This window comes from Polaromonas sp. P1_G2 (genome assembly GCF_056405515.1).
This window is the reverse complement of the sequence record NZ_JBFUBY010000100.1, coordinates 14,436-35,276: the sequence shown is the minus strand read 5'-3', so window position 1 is coordinate 35,276 and position 20,841 is coordinate 14,436. Positions and strand designations below refer to the sequence as shown.

General features: G+C 63.6%; 19 protein-coding genes. 8 read left to right on the top strand and 11 right to left on the bottom strand.

The window, feature by feature from the left end:
• Positions 1 to 10: 10 nt before the first annotated feature.
• The 8 genes from AC1D0P_RS12420 to AC1D0P_RS12385 form a co-directional block, all read right to left on the bottom strand.
• Complete coding sequence (locus AC1D0P_RS12420) at positions 11 to 1,621, bottom strand: gamma-glutamyltransferase family protein (protein WP_477677018.1); 1,611 nt, start codon at positions 1,619 to 1,621, stop codon at positions 11 to 13.
• A 109-nt stretch (positions 1,622 to 1,730) separates the two neighbouring features.
• Positions 1,731 to 2,711 (bottom strand): Bug family tripartite tricarboxylate transporter substrate binding protein, encoded by a 981-nt coding sequence (locus tag AC1D0P_RS12415; protein ID WP_477677017.1) that lies wholly within the window; start codon positions 2,709 to 2,711, stop codon positions 1,731 to 1,733.
• Positions 2,712 to 2,824: 113 nt separating this feature from the next.
• A complete protein-coding gene (locus AC1D0P_RS12410; protein WP_477652631.1) occupies positions 2,825 to 4,336 on the bottom strand; it encodes a tripartite tricarboxylate transporter permease in 1,512 nt (503 codons plus the stop codon).
• 13 nt (positions 4,337 to 4,349) lie between these two features.
• Positions 4,350 to 4,835 carry a tripartite tricarboxylate transporter TctB family protein gene (locus tag AC1D0P_RS12405; RefSeq protein ID WP_477652630.1) on the bottom strand — a complete coding sequence of 162 codons (486 nt, stop codon included), beginning with the start codon at positions 4,833 to 4,835 and terminating at the stop codon, positions 4,350 to 4,352.
• 346 nt (positions 4,836 to 5,181) lie between these two features.
• Positions 5,182 to 6,984 (bottom strand): type IV pilus assembly ATPase TfpB, encoded by a 1,803-nt coding sequence (gene tfpB, locus AC1D0P_RS12400; protein ID WP_477677016.1) that lies wholly within the window; start codon positions 6,982 to 6,984, stop codon positions 5,182 to 5,184.
• A gap of 66 nt (positions 6,985 to 7,050) precedes the next feature.
• Positions 7,051 to 7,836, bottom strand: coding sequence for a class I SAM-dependent methyltransferase (locus AC1D0P_RS12395; protein WP_477677015.1), 786 nt, complete (start codon positions 7,834 to 7,836; stop codon positions 7,051 to 7,053).
• Positions 7,836 to 8,345 (bottom strand): DNA-deoxyinosine glycosylase, encoded by a 510-nt coding sequence (locus tag AC1D0P_RS12390; protein WP_477677014.1) that lies wholly within the window; start codon positions 8,343 to 8,345, stop codon positions 7,836 to 7,838. Before AC1D0P_RS12390 ends, AC1D0P_RS12395 begins: the two co-directional genes overlap by 1 nt.
• Positions 8,342 to 9,187 carry a TatD family hydrolase gene (locus AC1D0P_RS12385; protein WP_477677013.1) on the bottom strand — a complete coding sequence of 282 codons (846 nt, stop codon included), beginning with the start codon at positions 9,185 to 9,187 and terminating at the stop codon, positions 8,342 to 8,344. Before AC1D0P_RS12385 ends, AC1D0P_RS12390 begins: the two co-directional genes overlap by 4 nt.
• Before the next feature lie 34 nt (positions 9,188 to 9,221).
• Between AC1D0P_RS12385 and AC1D0P_RS12380 the strand changes: the two genes are divergently transcribed.
• The 8 genes from AC1D0P_RS12380 to AC1D0P_RS12345 all read left to right on the top strand — a co-directional run bounded on the left by AC1D0P_RS12380 (position 9,222) and on the right by AC1D0P_RS12345 (position 17,311).
• A complete protein-coding gene (locus AC1D0P_RS12380; protein WP_477677012.1) occupies positions 9,222 to 10,145 on the top strand; it encodes an extracellular solute-binding protein in 924 nt (307 codons plus the stop codon).
• A gap of 21 nt (positions 10,146 to 10,166) precedes the next feature.
• Positions 10,167 to 11,267 carry an ABC transporter ATP-binding protein gene (locus tag AC1D0P_RS12375; RefSeq protein WP_477677011.1) on the top strand — a complete coding sequence of 367 codons (1,101 nt, stop codon included), beginning with the start codon at positions 10,167 to 10,169 and terminating at the stop codon, positions 11,265 to 11,267.
• 7 nt (positions 11,268 to 11,274) lie between these two features.
• Entirely contained in the window at positions 11,275 to 12,177 is a 903-nt protein-coding gene (locus tag AC1D0P_RS12370) for an ABC transporter permease (protein WP_477677010.1), read from the top strand.
• Between the two features lie 10 nt (positions 12,178 to 12,187).
• A complete protein-coding gene (locus tag AC1D0P_RS12365) occupies positions 12,188 to 13,048 on the top strand; it encodes an ABC transporter permease (protein ID WP_477677009.1) in 861 nt (286 codons plus the stop codon).
• 206 nt (positions 13,049 to 13,254) lie between these two features.
• Positions 13,255 to 14,190 carry a S1C family serine protease gene (locus AC1D0P_RS12360; RefSeq protein WP_477677008.1) on the top strand — a complete coding sequence of 312 codons (936 nt, stop codon included), beginning with the start codon at positions 13,255 to 13,257 and terminating at the stop codon, positions 14,188 to 14,190.
• A gap of 45 nt (positions 14,191 to 14,235) precedes the next feature.
• Complete coding sequence (locus AC1D0P_RS12355) at positions 14,236 to 15,249, top strand: AAA family ATPase (RefSeq protein WP_477677007.1); 1,014 nt, start codon at positions 14,236 to 14,238, stop codon at positions 15,247 to 15,249.
• Entirely contained in the window at positions 15,230 to 16,189 is a 960-nt protein-coding gene (locus AC1D0P_RS12350; RefSeq protein WP_477677006.1) for a DUF58 domain-containing protein, read from the top strand. Before AC1D0P_RS12355 ends, AC1D0P_RS12350 begins: the two co-directional genes overlap by 20 nt.
• A gap of 21 nt (positions 16,190 to 16,210) precedes the next feature.
• The gene (locus tag AC1D0P_RS12345; protein WP_477677005.1) at positions 16,211 to 17,311 is read left to right on the top strand and encodes a VWA domain-containing protein; all 1,101 of its coding nucleotides are present in this window, start codon (positions 16,211 to 16,213) and stop codon (positions 17,309 to 17,311) included.
• A gap of 30 nt (positions 17,312 to 17,341) precedes the next feature.
• Here AC1D0P_RS12345 and AC1D0P_RS12340 read toward each other — a convergent pair whose 3' ends face one another.
• From AC1D0P_RS12340 to AC1D0P_RS12330, 3 genes are all read right to left on the bottom strand, one after another.
• Entirely contained in the window at positions 17,342 to 18,241 is a 900-nt protein-coding gene (locus AC1D0P_RS12340; RefSeq protein ID WP_477677004.1) for an amino acid ABC transporter substrate-binding protein, read from the bottom strand.
• Positions 18,242 to 18,322: 81 nt separating this feature from the next.
• Positions 18,323 to 19,642 (bottom strand): hypothetical protein, encoded by a 1,320-nt coding sequence (locus AC1D0P_RS12335; RefSeq protein ID WP_477677003.1) that lies wholly within the window; start codon positions 19,640 to 19,642, stop codon positions 18,323 to 18,325.
• A gap of 92 nt (positions 19,643 to 19,734) precedes the next feature.
• Positions 19,735 to 20,838, bottom strand: a complete 1,104-nt coding sequence (locus AC1D0P_RS12330; protein ID WP_477677002.1) for a molybdopterin-dependent oxidoreductase — start codon at positions 20,836 to 20,838, stop codon at positions 19,735 to 19,737.
• Between the last annotated feature and the right edge of the window lie 3 nt (positions 20,839 to 20,841).

The window sequence follows — 20,841 nt, the reverse complement described above, 5'->3', positions numbered from 1 at the left end:
AATCGCCCGCTTAAAAACCCACGGCCTGGCCGTCGCGCCGCGCATCGCTGGCCGCCACGTAGCCTTCGGCCTGGGGGTTGCCGGCGCGCCAGATGAACTGGCCCGCGCCGAAATCCTGGTAGGAATCGTTGATGACTTCCACGCGGTGGCCGCGCTCGGCCAGGCCCTGCACGGTGCGCGCGTCCATCGCGGCCTCGACGTTGATCTCCATGCCGGCGTTGTAGCGCCAGCGCGGCGCGTCGCAGGCGGCCTGCGGGTTCTGGCCGTAGTCCAGCATGCGCACCAGGGTCTGCATATGGCCCTGCGGCTGCATGTTGGCGCCCATCACGCCGTAGCTCATCACAGGCTGGCCGTCCTTGCTCAGGAAAGCCGGGATGATGGTGTGGAAGGGGCGCTTGCCCGGCGCGACCTGGTTGGCGCCCGGCTGCAGGCTGAAGCCGTGGCCGCGGTTCTGCAGGCTGATGCCGAATTCCGGCTCCACGCAGCCCGAGCCGAAGCCCATGTAGTTGCTCTGGATGAAGCTCACCATCATGCCGTTCTCGTCGGCCGCCGTGAGGTAAATCGTGCCGCCCTTGACGGGGTTGCCCGCGCCAAAGTCCTGTGCCTTTTTCATGTTGATGAGTTTGGCACGGGATGCGAGGTAGGCGTCATCGAGCATTTGCTCGGCCGTCACCGCCATTGACGAAGGCTCGGCCACATACTTATAGGTGTCGGCGAAGGCGAGCTTCATGGCCTCGATCTGCAAATGCTGGGAATCCACGCCGTCCACCGGCAGGCCCGCCACGTCGAACTTGTCCAGGATGCCCAGCGCGATCAGCGCGGCGATGCCCTGGCCGTTGGGCGGGATCTCGTGCAGGGTGTAGCCGCGGTAGTCCTTGCCGATAGGCTTGACCCATTCCGGCTTGTAGCGCTCAAAATCTTTGGCCGTGATGCTGCCGCCGTTCTGCGCGGAGAATTTTTCAATCGCGTTTGCAATGGCGCCGCCGTAGTAAGCGCTGCCTTTGGTCTCGGCGATGGCACGCAAGGCCTTGGCCGCGGCCTTGAACTGGAACAGCTCGCCGACATTCGGCGCGCGCCCCCAAGGCAGGAAGGACTGCGCGAAGCCCGGCAGCGACTTCAACTCATCCGTAGCGGCCGCCCACTTCTGCTGCACCACGGTCGGCAGCAGGTAGCCGCGTTCGGCGATCTCGATGGCCGGCTCCATCAGGTCGGCAAAAGGCAGCTTGCCGAAACGCTCGCTCATCGCCATCCAGCTGGCGACCGCGCCCGGCACGGTGACCGAATCCATGCCGCGCTTGGGCGGCGTGGCGGCGTCCGCACCGTACTTGCGGCTGAAGTAGTCCGGTGTCCAGCTCTGCGGTGCACGGCCCGAGGCATTGAGTCCGTGCAGTTCCTTGCCATCCCACAGCAGGCAGAAGGCGTCGCTGCCCAGGCCATTGCTCACCGGCTCGACGATGGTCATGGCCGCCGCGGCCGCAATGGCCGCGTCCACCGCGTTGCCGCCCTTGAGCAGCATGCGCAGGCCGGCTTGCGCGCCCAGCGGGTGCGAGGTCGAGACCACGTTGCGCGCGAACAGCGGCAGCCGGGTGGAGGTGTAGGGATTGCTGTAATTGAAGTTCATGATGGGATGACCTGGTGAGGGCAAACAAAGAGCGGCCGCACGCCGCCAGCCCGAAGAGCGAAGAGCGATGACGCGCCGGCCTCGGGCAGGCCCGGCGCGCTCAAGGGAATCAATCAGCCGTGATTTTCCGCTCGGCGATGATTTTTTTCCACTTGGCGGTATCCGCCTTGACCATGGCCGCGAAGGCCGCCGGGCTGCCGCCCGTGGGCTCCGCGCCCAGCCGGGCGAAGCGGTCCTTCACGTCGGCCTCGGCCAGCGCGGCATTGACGGCCTGGTTGACCTTGGCCGCCAGCTCCTGCGGCAGGCCCTTGGGGCCGTACACGCCGAACCAGGTGACCGATTCAAAGCCCGGCAGGGTTTCCGACACCGTCGGCATGTCGGGCGCCAGCGAGGTGCGCTTGAGCGTGGTGACCGCCAGCGCCCGCAGCTTGCCGTCCCGGACATGCGGCATGCCGGTGACGAAGGAATCGAACAGCACGTCGACCTTGCCGCTGATCAGGTCCGGCATGGCCAGCGCCGTGCCGCGGTAGGGTATGTGCAGGATGAAGGTGCCCGACTGGGCCTTGAAATACTCGCTCGTCAGGTGGACGATGGTGCCGTTGCCGCTGGAGGCGTAGTTCAGGCGCCCCGGATTCTTGCGCGCGTGGTCTATGAACTCCTTCATGTTTTTTGACGGCGAGGAATTGGGCACCAGCACCACGTTGGGCGAGCTCGCCACATAGGCGATGGGTGTGAAGTCGGTGTCGGCGTTGTAGGGGATTTTCGGGTTGATGGCCGGGCCTATGCTGTGTGTGCTCGAGGTCGCCAGCAACAGCGTGTAGCCGTCGGCGGGCGACTTGGAGGCCGCATCGGCGCCTATGGTGCCGCCCGCGCCCGGCCGGTTGTCGACCACCACCGTCTGGCCGATTTTCTCGCCCAGCTTTTGCGACAGCGCGCGCGCCAGGATGTCGGTCGCGCCGCCAGCCGGGAAAGGCACGATCATGCGGATGGGCTTGGAGGGATAGGCCTGGGCCATGGCGGGCCCGCTGAACGCGGTGGCTAACACCGAGGTAAAAGCCGCCGCGAACTGAATGATATGTTTACGTTTCATTCAGCGATTGTGCAACGGTTTTGGAGGCCGATTACGCTGCGAACAGGCAAAACAAAAGGCACCCGAAGGTGCCTTTTGCATGGACGGAGCCGGAGCTCCGAAAGGGTTCGCGATCACTCCTCAACGAAGGCTTCCTCGCGCTTGTTCTTGACCGAGGGCAGCAGCACGATGATCAGCAGCAGCAGGGCGGCGCCCAGCAGGCCGGCCGACAGCGGACGCGTGACGAACACGCTCCAGTCGCCGCGCGACAGCAACAGGGCCCGGCGCAGGTTTTCTTCCATCATGGGGCCCAGGATGAAKCCCAGCAGCAAGGGCGCGGGTTCGCAGCCCAGCTTGACGAACAGGTAGCCGATCACGCCGAAGATGCCGACCATCCAGATGTCGAAGGTGTTGTTGTTGGTCGAATACACGCCGATCGCGCAGAACAGCACGATGGCCGGGAACAGGTAGCGGTAAGGCACGGTCAGCAGCTTGATCCACATGCCGATCAGCGGCAGGTTCAGGATGATCAGCATCGCGTTGCCGATCCACATCGAGGCGATCAGGCCCCAGAACAGTTCGGGGTTGCTGGTCATGACCTGCGGGCCGGGCTGGATGTTGTGGATCGTCATGGCGCCCACCATCAGGGCCATCACGGCGTTGGGCGGGATGCCCAGCGTCAGCAGCGGGATGAAGGAAGTCTGCGCGCCGGCGTTGTTGGCCGACTCGGGCGCGGCCACGCCGCGGATGTTGCCCTGGCCGAATGGCACTTCGCCCGGTTTCATCCTGATCTTCTTTTCCAGCGCGTAGGCCGCGAAGGCCGCCAGCAAGGCGCCGCCGCCCGGCAAAATACCGAGCGCCGAGCCCAGGAAAGTGCCGCGCAACACGGCGGGCAGCATGTCCTTGAAATCCTGCTTGGTCGGGAACAGGCCCGAAACCTTGGCCGTGAACACTTCGCGCTCATGCTCGGGTTGCGCCAGGTTGCTGATGATTTCGCCGTAACCGAACACGCCCATGGCGATGGTCACAAAGCCGATGCCGTCGGTCAGTTCGGGCACGTCAAAGCTGAAGCGTGCGACACCGGAGTTCACGTCGGTGCCGACCAGGCCGAGCAGCAGGCCCAGCACGATCATCGCGATGGCCTTGAGCAGCGAGCCCGAAGCCAGCACCACGGCGCCGATCAGGCCCAGCACCATCAGCGCGAAGTATTCGGCGGGGCCGAACTTGAAGGCCAGTTCGGTCAGCGGCGGCGCGAAGGCCGCCAAAATCAGCGTACCCACGCAACCGGCAAAGAAGGAACCCAGGCCGGCCGCGGCCAGCGCCGGGCCCGCTCGCCCTTTTCGGGCCATCTGGTAGCCGTCGATACAGGTGACCACCGACGAGGATTCTCCCGGCAGGTTGACCAGGATGGCGGTGGTGGAGCCGCCGTACTGGGCGCCGTAGTAAATACCGGCCAGCATGATCAGCGCCGACACGGGCGGCAGTGCATAGGTGGCGGGCAGCAGCATGGCGATGGTGGCAACCGGGCCGATGCCCGGCAGCACGCCGATCAGCGTGCCCAGCAGGCAGCCGATAAAGGCATACACCAGGTTGATGGGCGTGAACGCCACGCCAAAACCCAGCGAGAGATTTGCAATCAGATCCATTTTTTATATCTCCTTAGCCGATGAAGAAAGGCCACACCGGGAACTGCAGCTTGAGCAGGACGACAAAGGCGAGGTAACTGCCGATGGCCAACACGGTCGCAAGGATGAAGGTGTTTTTGACTTTCCAGCCGGCTTCGGCCATGCTGGAAATAAAGGTGAGCGCGTAGATCGCGACGATCATGCCCATGGGGGGTAGCTTGATGCTGGGCAGGCCGCCCAGCAGGACGCCGAAGATCAGGTTGGCCAGGATGATGTAGGCCAGCGGCTTCCAGGCCCATTTGCCGATCTTGTCACCGCCCTCGGTTTCGACGACCAGCGACTTGAAGGTGATGCCGGCGCCCAGGAGGGCCATCAGCACGCCCAGCATCAGCGGGAAATAGCCGGGGCCCATGCGGGCGCCCTCGCCCACGTTGTAGGTGGTAGCCCCCCATGCGAACGCCACACCGACGCCCATGAACATGAGGCCGGAGAAAAAGTCTTTCTGACTCTTGATATTCACGGCTGTCTCCTCAATACGTACATAAAAGTAAAAGAAAGAATCGCTGGATTGTGCATTCAATCCCCCAGGCCCGACATGTGGCTTTCACTTACCTTTCATCAATCTTTCACTTACCCCTCACTTACATGAAAGCAGGGTGCCCTGAAAGAGTGCTGAAAATCCGTGAAAACCCGCAGTCCAGGACCTGTTTACGGCCAGAACAGGCACCGTATTGAGGCCCCTGAACAATTTCAAAGAGCCGTTCACAAAACCCAGCGAAGCGGTCCTGGCTAGGCGCACCGCCGCAGACAGTGCTACAGCACGGCAAGGCGGTGCAACAACGCCAGGAGGGTTTTGTGAGCGGCTCTCAGGATAAGGGTGGGGTGGAGGCCAAAATTTCGTCGATGGTGGTCAGGCCTTCCGCCACTTTCAGCGCGCCCGCCAGCCGAAGCGGGCGCATGCCTTCGCTGACCGCCTGGCGGCGCAGTGCATCGATGTTCGGCTCCTTGGAGACCTTTTCCTTGAAGCCCTCGGTGACCGTCAGCAATTCATAGAGGCCCATGCGGCCCCGGAAACCCGTCATGCGGCAGTCCACGCAGCCCACCGGTTTGTAGGGCCGGTAGCCGCCGCTGATTTGCCAGGGCTTGACCAGTTCGGCCAGAGTCTCGCGCGCGGCGCTCTCGTCGGGTTCGCGGCAGCTGGGGCACAGGGTGCGCACCAGCCGCTGGGCCAGCACGCCCAGCATGGTGGCATTGATCAGGTAAGAAGGAACGCCGAGTTCCATCATGCGCGAGACCGCCGACGGCGCGTCGTTGGTGTGCAGCGTGCTGAACACCAGGTGGCCGGTGAGCGCCGCCTGCACCGCCATCTCGGCGGTCTGCAGGTCGCGGATCTCGCCCACCATGATGATGTCCGGGTCCTGCCGCATCAACGCGCGCAGGCCCTCGGGGAAATCAAAATCCAGGTGCGCCTGCACCTGCGTCTGGTTGAAGGAGGCCTCGATCATCTCGATCGGGTCCTCGATGGTGCTGACGTTGACTTCCTCGGTGGCCAGGCGCTTGAGCGTGGAATACAGCGTGGTGGTCTTGCCCGAGCCGGTCGGCCCGGTGACCAGGATGATGCCGTGCGGCCGCTTGACCAGGCTTTCCCAGCGGTCGGCGTCGTGCTGCGAAAAGCCCAGCGCGTCGAGGTTCTTCACCGTGGTGTCCGGGTCGAAGATCCGCATCACCATTTTTTCGCCGAAAGCCGTGGGCAGCGTCGACAGGCGCATTTCGATTTCGTCGCCGCGCGGGTTGCGCGTCTTGATGCGGCCGTCCTGCGGGCGGCGCTTTTCCACCACGTCCATGCGGCCCAGCAGCTTGATGCGCGCCGTCATGGCGTTGTGCACGCCCATGGGCAGCTGGTAGACCGGGTGCAGCACGCCGTCGATGCGGAAACGGATCACGCCCTGCTCGCGGCGCGGCTCCAGGTGGATGTCGCTGGCGCGCTGGTCGAAGGCGTACTGCCAGAGCCAGTCCACCACCTGCACCACGCCCTGGTCGTTGGCATCCAGCTGCTTGTTGCTCTTGTTGAGCTCCACCAGCTGCTCGAAACTCGCCGAGCCCGATGCGCTGCCCGATTTGACCGCCGCCTTGACCGATTTGGCCAGCGCGAAAAACTCGGCCGTGAACTTGGTGATCTCCTGCGGGCTGGCCACCACCAGGCGCACGCTGCGCTTGGCCTGGCGCTCGACTTCCTGCACCCAGTCGGTGATAAAGGGTTCGGAGGTGGCGATCACCACCTCGCTGGGCGTCACCTGCACCGGCAGCACCTTGTGGCGCTCCGCATACATGGCCGACATGGTGTCGGCCACCTTGCCCACGTCCACCTTGAGCGGGTCTATGCGCAGGTAGGCCAGGCCCGCCCGGCCCGCCAGCCATTGCGACATGGTCTCGATGTCCAGTGGCTTGCCGTCGGCCAGCCGTGTCATGCCGACGCTGGCCAGCCGCATCAGCGGCGGCTGCGCGCTCTGCACCTGCGAGCAGCGCGCGATGGTGCGCTGCGCTTCGGCGGCACTGATCACGCCGTCGTCACTGAGCCATTCCACCAGGATGCGCCAGTCCAGGGGGCCGGCATGGCCTTTTTTCGCATGCGAATCACGGTGGGATTTGGGGTGGGTCACAGCGCTCATGGGTGGCACTGTACCCCATCCCTCGTGGCTTTTGCCACCCTGCCCGGCTTGCTTCTTAACCGAACCTTAAGCCACCGGCTTGAACAGCCGCAGCCACTTTTTGGCCGGCAGGTCCCAGCGCGACTCGATCACGCCGGCCTGCAGCAAGAGCGCGGCGCGCTCGGGCCGCGTGGGCTCGYGCTGCGCCAGCACCACGGTGTTGCCTTCGCGCGTCGGGGTGAAGGCCCACACTGCTTCAGGGCCGAAAGCTTCGGCGATCTTGGTCAGCGACTGCAGGTAGCTGGAATCGCGGCCGAAGAGGTTCACCGTCATCACGCCGTCCTCGGCCAACAGCGCGCGGCAGTCGGCGTAGAAATCGGCGCTGTCCAGCACCGGCGCGGCGGCCTCGTGGTCGTAGAGGTCCACGTGCAGCAGGTCCACCGTTCCATGGTGAGCCGGTTTCTTGATTTCAGCGGCGGCATCGGCCTCGATCACATGCAGCCGCAGGTCGTCGCGCGGCAGCTTGAACCAGACCCGGCAGGCCGTCACCACCTGCGGGTTGATCTCGACGGCCGTCACCTTCATGCGCAGCTTTTTGTAGCAGAACYTGGTCAGCGCGGCCGAGCCCAGGCCCAGCTGCATGGCGTGTTTCTTCGGCATGGCCGCCGCATCCATGAACAGCAGGCCCGCCATCATGCGCTGCACATATTCGAGCTCGATGTCGTAGGGCGCGTCGCGCAGCATGGAGCCCTGCACCCATTCGGTGCCCAGGTGCAGAAAGCGCACGTCGCCGTAGTCCGAGAAGTTGACCTCGGGCAATTCCATYGCCGCGCTCTCTTTGGCCATCGCTTTGGCCGTATCTTTTCTTTGCATCAAACCAGTCCGTGTTTTTCAAAAACTTCCCGCCAGGCCGCGAGTTTGCGCTCAAAACTCCAGGAGGCGTTCGCCGGGCTGGTTGAGGGTAACTTGTAGACCGGCAATCCCAGCGCCAGCGTGTGTCTTGAATGCTTGAAACTTTCGCCGCCGTTGTGGGCGATCGCTTCCAGCGCCGGGCACAGCCGGCGCAGGCCCGCGAGGTCGTTCACTTCGGCGTTGCGGATCGCGCTGTCCAGGCTGCCCTCGCGCTCGCAGGCCGCGTACACGTCCCACAGGCCCAGGCCTTTGGACAGCAGCCATTCAGTGCGGGCCTGGTAGCCATCAGGCCCTGCGTCCGCGGGGCCGGGAGGCCAGAGCGCCTTGAGGATTTTCCAGAAATGGTTTTGCGGGTGGCCGTAATACTGCTGCTGCGCCAGCGAGGCCGCGCCCGGGAAGCTGCCCAGGACCAGCAGGCGCGTATTGCTGGAGACCAGCGGCGCCAAGCCTTCCAGAGGCACCGCCTTCATGCGAGCAGCGCCCCAAGTTTGGGCAGCGCGTGCCGCGCATTGGCCGTGGTCGCGGCCGCCAGCGCGTCCGTGCCGATGCCACGCAGTTCCGCCACCTGCTGCGCGATGCGCGGCAGCTCGCCCGGCTCGTTGCGGCCTTGCGGCTTGCCGGCCTCGCGCTCGGCCGCCGTCGCATAGATCCAGTGCGGCGGGATGTCGGGTGAATCGGTTTCCATCACCAGCGCCTCCAGCGGCAGCTCGGCCGCCAGGCGCCTGAGCTGCAGCGCCGGCTCAAAGGTCACGGCGCCGCCGAAACCGAGCTTGAAGCCCAGCTTGAGGAACTCCTCCGCCTGCTGCGCGCTGCCGTTGAACGCATGGCCTATGCCGTGCCAGCCGCCTTCGGGCGCCAGATCACGCAGGTGCTTGAGCAGCTTGTCGGCCGAGCGCCGCACATGCAGGATCACCGGCAGGCCGTGCTTGCGCGCCAGCTTCAACTGCTCGCGGTAAAAGTGCTCCTGGCGCTCGCGCTGGGGGCTTTGCGTGAGCGCCGGCACGAAGTAGTCCAGGCCGATTTCACCGACCGCCACCAGCCGCGGGTCCTCACGCCTGAGCGCCAGCTCCGCGTCCAGCGCCTGCAGGTCCTCATCACGCGCCTGCGGCACGCACAGCGGGTGTATGCCCAAGGCATAGCTGTCCGAGAAGCGGTGCGCCAGCACACGCACCGCCTCAAAGTTGAACACCCCCACCGCCGGCAGCACGCAGTGCGCCACGCCGTTAGCGGCGGCCCGCGCGCGCACCTCGGCGACGTCGGCGGCCAGTTCCCCGGCGTCCAGGTGGCAATGCGTGTCTATCCAGAAAGTCATGGGGTGAGTAGAAGATAAGGACGATAAGTCGAAGATGGAAGAAAAAGTCGAGCTGACGCTCTCGAACAACGAAGAGATGATCTCCAAGCTGCGCGCCACCGGCGGCGCCGGCTTCGACCTGGCCCAGCCCTCGCAGGACCGCATCACCGGCCCGCAGCAGGAGTTCGGCATCTACAAGCCCATGGACCTCAGCAAGATCAAGTCCGATCTCTTCATCCCCTCCATGCTTGAGGCCACCAAAAAGAACACCACACTCGACGGCAAGGTCTACGGCCTGCCGCACATCTGGGGCACCGACGGCCTGGTCGTCAACACCAAGCTGGCCAAGATGGCCGACTACCCCGACCTCTGCAAGGCCGAGTTCAAGGGCAAGACCGCCGTGCGCCTGAAGCGCCCCACCCTGCTGGCCTTCGCCTTCGCCTCCGGCAAGGACCCCTTCGCGCTGTACAAGGACCCGAAAGCCTACGGCGCGCTGATGGACGAAGTCGGCAAGACCATGATCGCCTGCAAGGGCAACATCAAGTTCTACTGGGACAACAAGGACCAGCTGCTCAACGGCATGCGCGCCGGTGAAGTCGTGGGCGCCATGATGTGGGACACCGGCGGCTGGAAGCTCAATGGCGAGAAACCCGAGATCCAGTTCATCGCGCCCAAGTCCGGCGCCCTCGGCTGGATAGACACCTTCGCCATCCCCGCCAAGGGCCGCAACGATGCCGCCGCCTATGCCTGGATCAACTTCAACATGCGCCCTGAGATCGCCGCCAAGGTCGCGGGCTCGGCAGGCAACTTCACCGCCTCCAAGGGCGCCGACCAGCTGGCCGACCCCAAGCTCAAGGCCCAGTTCGCCGCCAGCTTCCCTGAAGCCGCGCTGAAAAACGTCAAGTGGTACCCCGCAGTGCCCGCCGGCATCGAGGACATCGAAGGCCGCGTGCTGGACCGCATCAAGGCAGCGCAGTAAACCGCCAACGCCGCGCCCACGGTGCACGCAGACCTGCAAGCCGAGCACGTCGGTAAAACCTACGCCGGCCAGCCCGCCGTGAAGGACCTGTCCTTCACGGTGGAGCGCGGCAGCTTTTTCTCCATCCTCGGCCCCTCGGGCTGCGGCAAGACCACGCTGCTGCGCATGATCGCCGGCTTTCTGTCGCCCGACGCGGGCCAGATCCACATCGGCGGCAAGCCCATGAATGGCGTGCCGCCCAACCAGCGGCCCGTCAACATGGTGTTCCAGCACCTGGCGCTGTTCCCCATGATGTCGGTCGGCGAGAACGTCGGCTACGGCCTGGCGCGGCGCGGCCTCTCGCGCACCGACATCGCCGCCAAGGTCGGCGCCATGCTGGAGCGCGTGAGCCTGCCCGGCATGCAGGACAAGCGCGTCGACCAGCTCTCCGGCGGGCAGCGCCAGCGCGTGGCCATCGCGCGCAGCCTGGTGCTCGAGCCCACGCTGCTGCTGCTCGACGAACCGCTGGGCGCGCTCGACCTGAAGCTGCGCGAGCACATGAAGGTCGAGCTCAAGCAGCTGCAGGCCGCCTTCGGCACCACCTTTGTCTACATCACGCACGACCAGTCCGAGGCCCTGGTGCTGTCCGACCACGTGGCGGTGATGAACGCCGGCAGCTTCGAGCAGGTGGGCACGCCGCAGCAGCTCTATTACCAGCCGCAAACCCCGTTTGTGGCCGGCTTTGTCGGCGCCAACAACAAGCTGGCCGCCAGCACCGGCGCGGCCGGCGCGGAGGCCGGCGCCGTGGTCGCGCTCACCACCGGCGACGGCCTGGCCCTGCGCGCCCGCGCTGCCGGCCGGCTGCAGCCCGAGCAGGCGGTGCAGGCCTTTGTACGGCCCGAGGCCATCAACCTGGCGCGCGACGCGACCGAGCTGCCGGCCAACCACACGGTCTACGCCGGCCAGGTCGAAAGCCTGTTGTTCGACGGCGCCAACTCGGCCGTGCTGCTGCGCGAGACTGCCAGCCGCACCGAGTTCCGCATCGCGCTGCCGCAGACCGGGCGCTTCGCCGACCTGCGCATCGGCGAGACGGTGGCTTTCAGCTTCGACCCCGAGCAGGCCGTCTGCTTCGGCAACAGCTAGGCCCGCCATGCAAGCCGCGGCCGTCCTGCCTTCCACTGGTGGTTCCGGGCAGTCGCAGGCCCGGCTGATCCTGTTGCTGCTGCTGGCGCCGGCCCTGGTCTGGCTAATCGGCCTGATCGTGCTGCCGCACATAGACCTCGCCGTGCTGTCGCTGCGCGAACGCATCGCACCGCGCCAGTACACGCCCAGCTTTGCGCAGTACCGCACCTTTGTCGAGGAGCCGCTGTACTGGCACACCTTTGTGCGCACGGCGCTGATGTCCATCCTGGCCACAGTCATCACGCTGCTGCTGGCCTTCCCGATTGCGTGGACGATTGCCAAACTGGTGCGCGGCCGCGCCAAGTCGCTGCTGCTGGTGATGTGCCTGATCCCCTTCTGGGTCAGCGAAACCGTGCGCACCCTGGGCTGGATGATTTTGCTGCGCGAATCCGGCGTGCTGCCCGCCGTGCTGGTGCAACTGGGCATCACGGCTGCGCCCGTCGAGCTGCTCTACCGCGACGCCACCATCCTGGTCGGCCTGGTCTACACCTCCATGCTCTTCATGGTGGTGCCGTTGATCAGCGCGCTCGAAAGCCTGGACGACACCCTGATCGAAGCCGCCTACGACCTGGGCGGCAACGGCCCGTCCATCCTGCGCCAGATCGTGATCCCGCATGCCGCGCCCGGCATCCTGGCCGGCTGCATCGTGGTCTTCATGCTGACCCTGGGCAACTACCTCACGCCCACCTTGCTGGGCGGCAAGAACTCGCTGTGGTTCACCGAGCAGATCTACACCCAGTTCATCACGCGCTTTAACTGGGAACAAGGCGCGGCGTTTGGCTTCTTGCTGCTGGGTTTGTCTACCGCCATCGTCTGGCTCGGGCTGAAACTCACCGGCCAGAAATTCGGCGAAGTCATGAGGCGTTCATGAAAGCCTCCGCATGATCGCCTCCCTGCCCCGCCCCGCCTGGCTGCGCGCCGGCACCTGGGCCTATGCCCTGGCGTTTTTCGCCTTCCTGTTCCTGCCACTGGTGGTGGTCGCGGTGTTCGCCTTTAACGACGCGCCCTACCCGGCGCCGCCCTGGCGCGGCTTCACGCTCGACTGGTTTTTCGGCAGCAAGGCCGGCCGCAGCGGCCTGTTTGCCGACGGTCCCATGCTGGCCAGCCTCTGGACCAGCGTGGTCGTGGCCGCCTGGGTCACGGTGCTGGCCGTGCTGGTCGGCACCACCAATGCCTTTTTGATCGAACGCGCGCGCTTTCCGGGCAAGCAGGCCCTGTCTTTCCTGATGCTGGCACCGCTGGTGATTCCCGGCGTCATCCTGGGCATCTCCATCCTGGCCTTCGCCAGCCGGATGGCGCAGCTGGCCGACGACTGGTGGGGCCTGGAGCTGGATTTTTTGCGCCCCGGCCTGCCTCTGGTGGTGATAGGCCAGTTTTCCTACATCGTCTCCATCGCCACCCTGGTCATCACCGCGCGCCTGAAACGTTTTGACATCACCCTGGAAGAAGCCGCCTACAACCTGGGCGCCTCCCGCGCCGCCGTCTTCACCACCATCACCCTGCCCTACCTGAAACCCGCGCTCATAGGCGCCGCCGCGATCTCGTTTTTGATGTCCTTCGAGAACTTCAACACCACCCTGATGCTGGTCGGCTCGGATGCGCCGCTCACCGTCATGATGTACGGCCGCATGCGCGAAGGCGCCACGCCTGTGCTCAATGCGGTGAGCCTGTTCCTGATGCTGGCTTCGGCTGCGCTGGCGCTGACCCTGCTGCGCAGTCCGCCCGACACCCCGGGCCGCTGAAAGCACACGCCCCCGGGGAACCCCGCCCCAAAAGCGGGCTCCAAAGCCCCGTTACAAAGCCCTTCCCGCAGATAGCCAAATGGCGTGCATGGATGAAGGAATCGTGATACGGTGCATCTGTAAATACAGGGCCTGAAAACCGCCTTCCAACCGCTTTCCGCCCCGTATCAGCCCGGTTTTGACACTTTGACCTCAGAGGTGAACGGATGCGCAGGCCAGCCCTTTACAGCAGTTCAAACCGTCCGGCGCAGGGCGCGGGTGACGCCCAGGCGCAGCCGCCCGACGAGGCCACCACCGCGGACGCCCCTCCTCCACCTTCCCGCTTTCCCCGCGTCGCCCGGCTCGCCCAGCGCCTGGCGCGCCACCAGCTCTACCTGCTGTGGTCCGTCGTCGGCCTGCTGGCCCTGCTGCTGGCCTTCAGCTTTGCCTCGCCGCTGCGCAACCCGGCGCGCAAGCTGACCCAGGACGACATCAACGCGGCCGTGCTCAAGACCCTGGAAACCACGGTCCTGCCCTCGCCCGGCACCAAGGCCTATGACACCATCATTCCCTCGGTCGTACGCATCGTCGGCCTGGGCAAGGACAAGGACGGCAAGGAAGACGGCGAGCGCAGCGTCGGCACCGGGGTGGTCATCGTCGACAAGGGCATCATCCTGACCAACCTGCACGTGGTGCAGAACGCCCAGACCATCAAGATCACCTTCGCCGACGGCCTGGAATCCACCGCCAGCATCACCGGCGTGCAACCCGAGAACGACCTAGCCGTGCTGCAGGCCCACAAGATTCCCGACGACCTGATTGCCGCCACCATGCGTTCCACCGCCGACCTGGCCCCCGGCGACCAGGTCATGGCCGTCGGCTACCCTTTCGGCATAGGCCCCTCGGCCTCGCAGGGCGTGATCTCCGGGCTCAAGCGCAACTTCCGCTCGCCCGAAGGCAAGCAGATGATGAGCAACCTGATCCAGTTCGACGCCGCCGCCAACCCCGGCAACTCCGGCGGCCCGCTGGTCACCATGGACGGCGAGGTCATCGGCATCGTCACCGCCATCTTCAACCCCAACCAGCAGCGCACCTTTGTCGGCATAGGCTTTGCCGTGCCCATCGAGAACGCCGCCTCGGCTGCCGGCATGCCGCCGTTCTGAACTCCTTCCACACCTCCTGACCCCAGCCTCCAAGGACCCCGCCGCATGGAACAGACCACCCCGCAAAACGCCAACCACGACACCGCCCAGCTCATGGAGCAGATCCTTTATGAGGTCAAGCGCGTGGTGGTCGGGCAGGACCGCTTCCTTGAGCGCGTCATGGTCGCCATCCTGGCCCAGGGCCACCTGCTGGTCGAGGGCGTGCCCGGCCTGGCCAAGACCTTGACCATCAAGACCCTGGCCAACACCGTGCAGGGCCAGTTCAAGCGCATCCAGTTCACGCCCGACCTGGTGCCGGCCGACCTGGTCGGCACCCGCATCTACAACCAGAAAACCGGCGAGTTCAGCACCTCGCTGGGCCCCGTCTTCACCAACCTGTTGCTGGCCGACGAAATCAACCGCGCGCCGGCCAAGGTGCAAAGCGCGTTGCTGGAAGTGATGCAGGAGCGCCAGGTCACGATTGCCGGCACCACCCACAAGGTGCCCGATCCCTTTCTGGTCATGGCCACGCAGAACCCGATTGAAACCGAAGGCACCTACCCGCTGCCCGAGGCCCAGGTCGACCGCTTCATGATGAAGGTGCTGGTCGACTACCCCACCGACGAGGAAGAGTTTGTCATCGTCCAGCGCGTCACCGGCCCCGCCGTCGCCGTGAGCGCCGTCGCCACCACCGAACAGCTGGCAGCCCTGCAGGCCGAATGCCGGCGCATCTACGTCGACCCTTCGCTGGTGCAATACGCCGTGCGCCTGGTCTCAGCCACGCGCACGCCCGTCAAGCATGGGCTCAAGGATTTGCAGCGCTTCATCACCTTCGGCGCCAGCCCGCGCGCCACCATCAACCTGACCGAAGGCGCGCGCGCCCTGGCCCTGCTGCGCGGCCGCAGCTACGCCCTGCCCGAAGACATGACCGACCTGGTGCCCGACGTGCTGCGGCACCGCCTGGTGCTGTCGTATGAGGCGCTGTCCGAAGGGCTGACCGCCGACGGCCTGGTCGCCAAGATCATGGCCAAAATTCCGCCTCCAGCAAAGCCGTTGGAACATGAAAAACTCGCCGCCTGAACCGGTCAAATCCGCTGCCGCCAACGCAGACCAGCTGCTGCGCCGGCTCGAGTGGACGGTGCTGCGCCGCCTCGAYGGCCTGCTGCAGGGCGACTACCGCACCCTGCTGCGCGGCACCGGCATGGACCTGGCCGACCTGCGCGAGTACCAGCACCATGACGACGTGCGCCACATCGACTGGAACGTCACCGCCCGGCTCGAACAACCCCATGTGCGCGTCTTCACCGAAGACCGCGAGATGAGCGCCTGGTTTTTGCTGGACCTGAGCCCGTCCATGGACTTCGGCTCCAGCGAGCAGCGCAAGCGCAATGTCTCGGCCGAGTTTGTCGCCGTGCTGGCCCGCATGCTGACCCGCCACGGCAACCGCGTGGGCGCCATGCTCTACGGCTCCGGCGTCGACGCCGTGATTCCCGCGCGCGGCGGCCGCCACCATGTGCTGCACTTGCTGCACACCCTGCAATCCCGCCCCGAAACGACCAACCTCGGCCCGACGCGCCTGCATGAGCTGCTCGAATCCGCCGCCAACCTGGTGCGGCGCCGCTCCACCGTGTTCGTCGTGTCCGATTTCATCACCGAACCCGGCTGGGAGAAACCGCTGGGCCAGCTGGCCCGCCGCCATGAGGTGGTGGCCGTGCGGTTGCTGGACCCGCTGGAGCTGGACCTGCCCGACCTCGGCCTGATCCCGATACGCGACGTCGAAACCGGCGAGCAATTGCTGGTCGACACGCATGACGCCGGTTTCCGCAAACGCTTTGCGCGAATCGCGGCCCAGCGCGAGGCCGACTTGCGGCAGGCGCTGGCCCGCGCCGGCGTCGACGCGCTGGAACTCTCGACCGACGACAACCTGGTCGACGCCATCATGCGCTTCACCGAACTGCGCAAGCGCCGCAGCCGGATATCGGGTGGCGCCATGCCCACCCACCTGAGGCGCGCCGCCTGACGCCGCCAAGGACATCTCACCATGAACCTCCCCAGCTGGCTCACTTCTTTCATGTCCAAATTGCCTTTGCCGACGTTTTTGTGGCCGGAATTTTTGTGGCTGCTGCTAGCCATCCCGCTGCTGGTGCTGATCTACATCTGGCTGCTGCGCCGCAAGAAAAAAATGGCATTACGGTATGCCAGCCTCTCCATCGTGCGCGAAGCCATGGGCCGCGGCCAGAGTTTCCGCCGCCATGTGCCGCCCATACTCTTCCTGCTGTCCATCGCCGCCATGCTGGTCGCGGCCTCGCGCCCCTTCGCGGTCATCAGCCTGCCATCCCAGCGCGAAACCATCATCCTCGCCATGGACGTCTCAGGCAGCATGCGCGCCGCCGACGTGCTGCCCAATCGCCTGGTTGCCGCACAGAACGCCGCCAAAGCCTTCCTCGCCGACCTGCCGCGCAATGTGCGCGTAGGCATCGTCGCCTTCGCCGGCACGGCCTCCGTCGTGCAGCAACCCACACTGAGCCGCGAAGACCTGGTCGTAGCGATCGACAAATTCCAGCTGCAGCGCGGCACCGCCATAGGCAACGGCATCGTCGTCTCGCTGGCCGAACTGTTTCCCGATGCCGGCATTGATTTAGCGTCCATGCAATACGGCCGCGAGAAACCCCGCGGCACCTCCATAGACCAGGCCCTGGCTCCCGACAAGGGCGCCAAAAAAGAATTCGTCCCCGTCGCCCCCGGCTCTTACACCTCAGGCGCCATCATCCTGCTGACCGACGGCCAGCGCACCACCGGCGTGGATTCTTTGGACGCAGCCAAAGCCGCCGCCGACCGCGGCGTGCGTGTCTATACCGTGGGCGTGGGCACGGTGGACGGGGAGACGATTGGCTTTGAAGGCTGGTCCATGCGCGTCAAGCTCGACGAGGAGACCTTGAAGGGCATCGCGCGCACCACGCAGGCTGAGTACTTCTATGCCGGCACCGCGGCGGACTTGAAGAAGGTCTATGAGACGCTCAGTTCTCGGCTGGCGATTGAGAAGAAAGAGACGGAGATTTCCGGGTTGCTGGCGCTGGTGGCGGCTGCGCTGGCTTTGGTGTCGGCTAGTTTGTCGCTGCTTTGGTTTAACCGGATTCTTTGAGAGCGCCATTGCACAGCCCCCCCTTCTTGTCTACCTCTGGCTGTAATCCTCAAGAGGTCGATCGTTAGGTGATGCCCAGGCAGCCTTCGTTGCGTTACTGGCTGGAAGACCTAATTTGGCGCCGCGCGGCGGGATCGGGCGCATAAACCACTTGTCGTAGATTTTTTCCATCTCACCACTTTTGATCAGTTCCCTGATCGTGCCGTTTATGACCTCCTTAAACTTCGGGTCATCCTTCTTTAGCATGATCGCAATCGGCTCCACACTGATGGACTCTCCGACGATCTGATAGCCACTCGGATTTCTTGAGGCGGCAATATTTCCGGCAAGAACCTGGCTATCCATCACAAACGCATCAGCTCGCCCGGATTCTAGCAAGAGGAAACTCTCCGCCATGTCTTTGCCGAAAATCTCAATGAAATCAATTTTTGCCGCGCGTTCATGCTTGCGAAGAAGCTGCACCGACGTAGTTCCTGCCGTGGTGGCAACCTTCCTTCCATTCAATTGCGACAGCGAGTTGATTCCCGAACCGACCTTCACAGCCATCCGCACCTCTTCGACATAGGTCGTCAGCGCAAATGCAACGTCCTTCTGCCGGGCAGAGTTGTTTGTCGTGGCTCCGCACTCGACGTCAATCGTGCCGTTTTGCATCAGCGGAATTCGATTCAGCGAAGTCACTGGCAAATACCGGGTCTCCAATTTTTTGTTCAAAACTCGCTCGAGATCTTGAATCATTCGTTGGCAAATTTCAACGTGGAATCCGACATACGCCCCATTGCCAGTGGTGTACGACAACGCGCCAGAGGACTCGCGCACTCCCACATGGATGACTCCAGTTTCCCGAATTCGTCCCAATGTGTCATTCGTCTGGGCAATAGCGCTCGTCACAGCCAAGGCCAGTGAGGTAAAAATAAGATAAAGCGTTTTCATGATGTCTCCTTAAGTTTTGGATTTGGTCAAAGGCCACGGTGATCGGTCGAGGTGATATCGCCGGGAATCGAATAAACAATGCTACGGATAAGGTGTTGTTAAGTGACTAGCATCGGCGGACGCATCACCAACGATCGACTCCACATTCAAGACGTACATCGAACGCGCATGCTCATGAACCGAATCTATGCAGATCTGCCGCCCATCCGGTGCCCATCGCGGATGCAAATCGCAGCGGTTCTCCTTGGAGAGAGATGGATCCGCGTAAAAGCTACCCAACTCATACCGCTTGCCAGTCCTTACGTTGTAGAGGAACAGCACACGCTCATGGGTTACACCGTCAGGATAGGTATCGCTTAGCAACCACTGCGGATCTGTTGGGGAAAACGTCATATGCCCGTTTTCAGTGAGCGTTCCCGCACCCACGACATGGACCGCCCCGATCTCGCTGTCCTCGTACAGGTGGTAATGGATCTGCCCGGCGTGCGGCCCCCAAACAATGATTTCTCCGTCTCGCCTCCACAAGGGATGCGAGATTTGATATTCAGACTTTTCATAGTCAAAAGTACCGACGGCCCCTGAGTCAAAATCCTCAGAAAGCTGCGGCAACGGATGATCCGAGCATTCAAGCAAGCGCAGATCAGAACCGTCGGGATTCATGGTGATAAGCCGGTGTAGGAAACAAGTCTCGTCCTTCACCCGCTCAGTCCAGCGATGCAGGAAAAGGACTCTTGAAGAGGAAGGACTGACCTCAATGTGGCTGACCCAATGAATAGCCTTGCGCATGGATTCCCGTGGGTGAAACGCGGCCAGTTGCGCGTAGCTCACCGCCAGGCTCGCCGCCCCCGTTGCAAGTGCCATCATCCAGATGCCATCGTCTCCGGGGCACAGTGCGGGCGCCGTCACATCTCGACCACAAGGGTAGCCWATCGTCTCGTGGGTCAAATACAGCCGCCGATAGTCAACGCAAAGCGCCCACTTGCCGTTGGGTGCTGCAACATAAATTGGCATCGGAAGTGTTCGGCTTTCACCCGTATCGACGTCCCTGATTTCTGCTGCAAAAAACGGGTAGCGAGACGAGGCGTCATCGGTCCTGACGTTATAGAGAATCTTGCGTTTGTGCTCGTCCGTGCCTCCCAACCATTGAAGTTGCGAGCCCATCTGCCAATTCCAGGCCTGGGTCTTCCCCACAGAATGAAAGACCCCGTCACCCACAGCCATGTCGAAGTAACCCACCTTTGCCACCAGGTCTTCCGTGAGGTAGGCGTCCCGCCATGGGGTCTCATGTGCCAGAAGGAATCTCCCCGACGAATCCCAGTTGGACTTGTTGTAATAGCCAAAGAAATAGTGAGCGCTGCCCGCAGCAACGCGATTCGCAGGAATGGGGTTCAGAGGATGCATTTTTTGACTTGAATAAACACAGGGACAGGATGAACCCGCAACGTCGGCAGGACGAGCTCATCGAACAAGGAGGAAAAGAATCAGCCGTCTCGCTAGGCTGCGCTAACCGTGGCTGAAAATACGGAGTTTCTGAATCCGGTGGCGGGTTGATCTCTACCCTCCCGGTCAAATGCCCGGCACATCAGGACATGCGTGCCAACGTTTGGAATCCAGGAAGCGTCGAAGTGCTGCCACGATCGTTGAAGCCGTTCATGGAGTGACGCTTCGCACCAACTGGCACCGCCATCCGTACTCACCTCTACCCTGACCACGGGAACCGAACTCCATGCCCACCCGTGAAGCCTTGAAGGATGGCCTGCAGCGACCAGATCGCCGTCCGATGGGTCAATCAGCACTGAGTGAGGCTGGATTCCCCACACGGGTGTGCGCACTTCTTGGCCGTCACGCATGACGGTATCGTTGTACATGGTGGTCGTGAAATACCCAGGGCTGCGCATCTCCCGCAGTTCCAGTCGCTCCAGCCATTTGGTCGAATTGGTGCCGTAATACCCCGGAACTACGAGACGAACCRGGCCGCCGTGCTTATCGTCGAGCTCCTGGCCATTTAGATGCGTGGCAAGCATCACGTCTCCGGCAGTCACCTCTGGCAGCGGCAGATCCTTGACGTAAGCCGGGATGTCTATCCCATGGTAGTCACCACCATCGATGCCGTACGACCAAATAAACTGGGCGCCAGGAAGCACTTCCGCTCGATCAAGTACTTCCTGCAAGCGAACACCTCCCCAGGTAACGTTTGCCACCCGGCGGACAGGCACGGTAGGATGAAACGGATGTCCCGCGCACTCGTGAACTGAACTGATGGAAACTTGCTTCATCGAAGCCAGGTCCCCCAGCGACAGCTTGATGGGACGCCGCACCTGACCGGCAATWTCCACCTGCCACTTTCTCCGATCAATCGAAGGCATGGCCATGTGACGGAGGAAGAACATCTTCTCGGCCGGCGTCGTGAAGTCCACAAGCTCTTTAAGTGGCGGTTGGCTGAGGTTTGGCATTTCCACACCTGTAGCCCAATAACGGTTCGTAGACATCTTGCTCTCCTGAAATGGCAGGATGGCGCCATCCTTCTTGAACGGCGGCATTGAAACTGTAGAGCGAAGCGAAGGCATATCTGTAACCTCCGCCTCGCCATCGTTCACTTC

What these genes read in the sequence shown, in the direction of transcription:
- AC1D0P_RS12420 (WP_477677018.1), bottom strand. Translation starts at nt 1,621, where the DNA reads ATGAACTTCAATTACAGCAATCCCTACACCTCCACCCGGCTGCCGCTG.
- AC1D0P_RS12415 (WP_477677017.1), bottom strand. Translation starts at nt 2,711, where the DNA reads ATGAAACGTAAACATATCATTCAGTTCGCGGCGGCTTTTACCTCGGTG.
- tfpB (WP_477677016.1), bottom strand. Translation starts at nt 6,984, where the DNA reads ATGAGCGCTGTGACCCACCCCAAATCCCACCGTGATTCGCATGCGAAA.
- AC1D0P_RS12390 (WP_477677014.1), bottom strand. Translation starts at nt 8,345, where the DNA reads ATGAAGGCGGTGCCTCTGGAAGGCTTGGCGCCGCTGGTCTCCAGCAAT.
- AC1D0P_RS12385 (WP_477677013.1), bottom strand. Translation starts at nt 9,187, where the DNA reads ATGACTTTCTGGATAGACACGCATTGCCACCTGGACGCCGGGGAACTG.
- AC1D0P_RS12380 (WP_477677012.1), top strand. Translation starts at nt 9,222, where the DNA reads ATGGAAGAAAAAGTCGAGCTGACGCTCTCGAACAACGAAGAGATGATC.
- AC1D0P_RS12370 (WP_477677010.1), top strand. Translation starts at nt 11,275, where the DNA reads ATGCAAGCCGCGGCCGTCCTGCCTTCCACTGGTGGTTCCGGGCAGTCG.
- AC1D0P_RS12365 (WP_477677009.1), top strand. Translation starts at nt 12,188, where the DNA reads ATGATCGCCTCCCTGCCCCGCCCCGCCTGGCTGCGCGCCGGCACCTGG.
- AC1D0P_RS12360 (WP_477677008.1), top strand. Translation starts at nt 13,255, where the DNA reads ATGCGCAGGCCAGCCCTTTACAGCAGTTCAAACCGTCCGGCGCAGGGC.
- AC1D0P_RS12355 (WP_477677007.1), top strand. Translation starts at nt 14,236, where the DNA reads ATGGAACAGACCACCCCGCAAAACGCCAACCACGACACCGCCCAGCTC.
- AC1D0P_RS12345 (WP_477677005.1), top strand. Translation starts at nt 16,211, where the DNA reads ATGAACCTCCCCAGCTGGCTCACTTCTTTCATGTCCAAATTGCCTTTG.
- AC1D0P_RS12340 (WP_477677004.1), bottom strand. Translation starts at nt 18,241, where the DNA reads ATGAAAACGCTTTATCTTATTTTTACCTCACTGGCCTTGGCTGTGACG.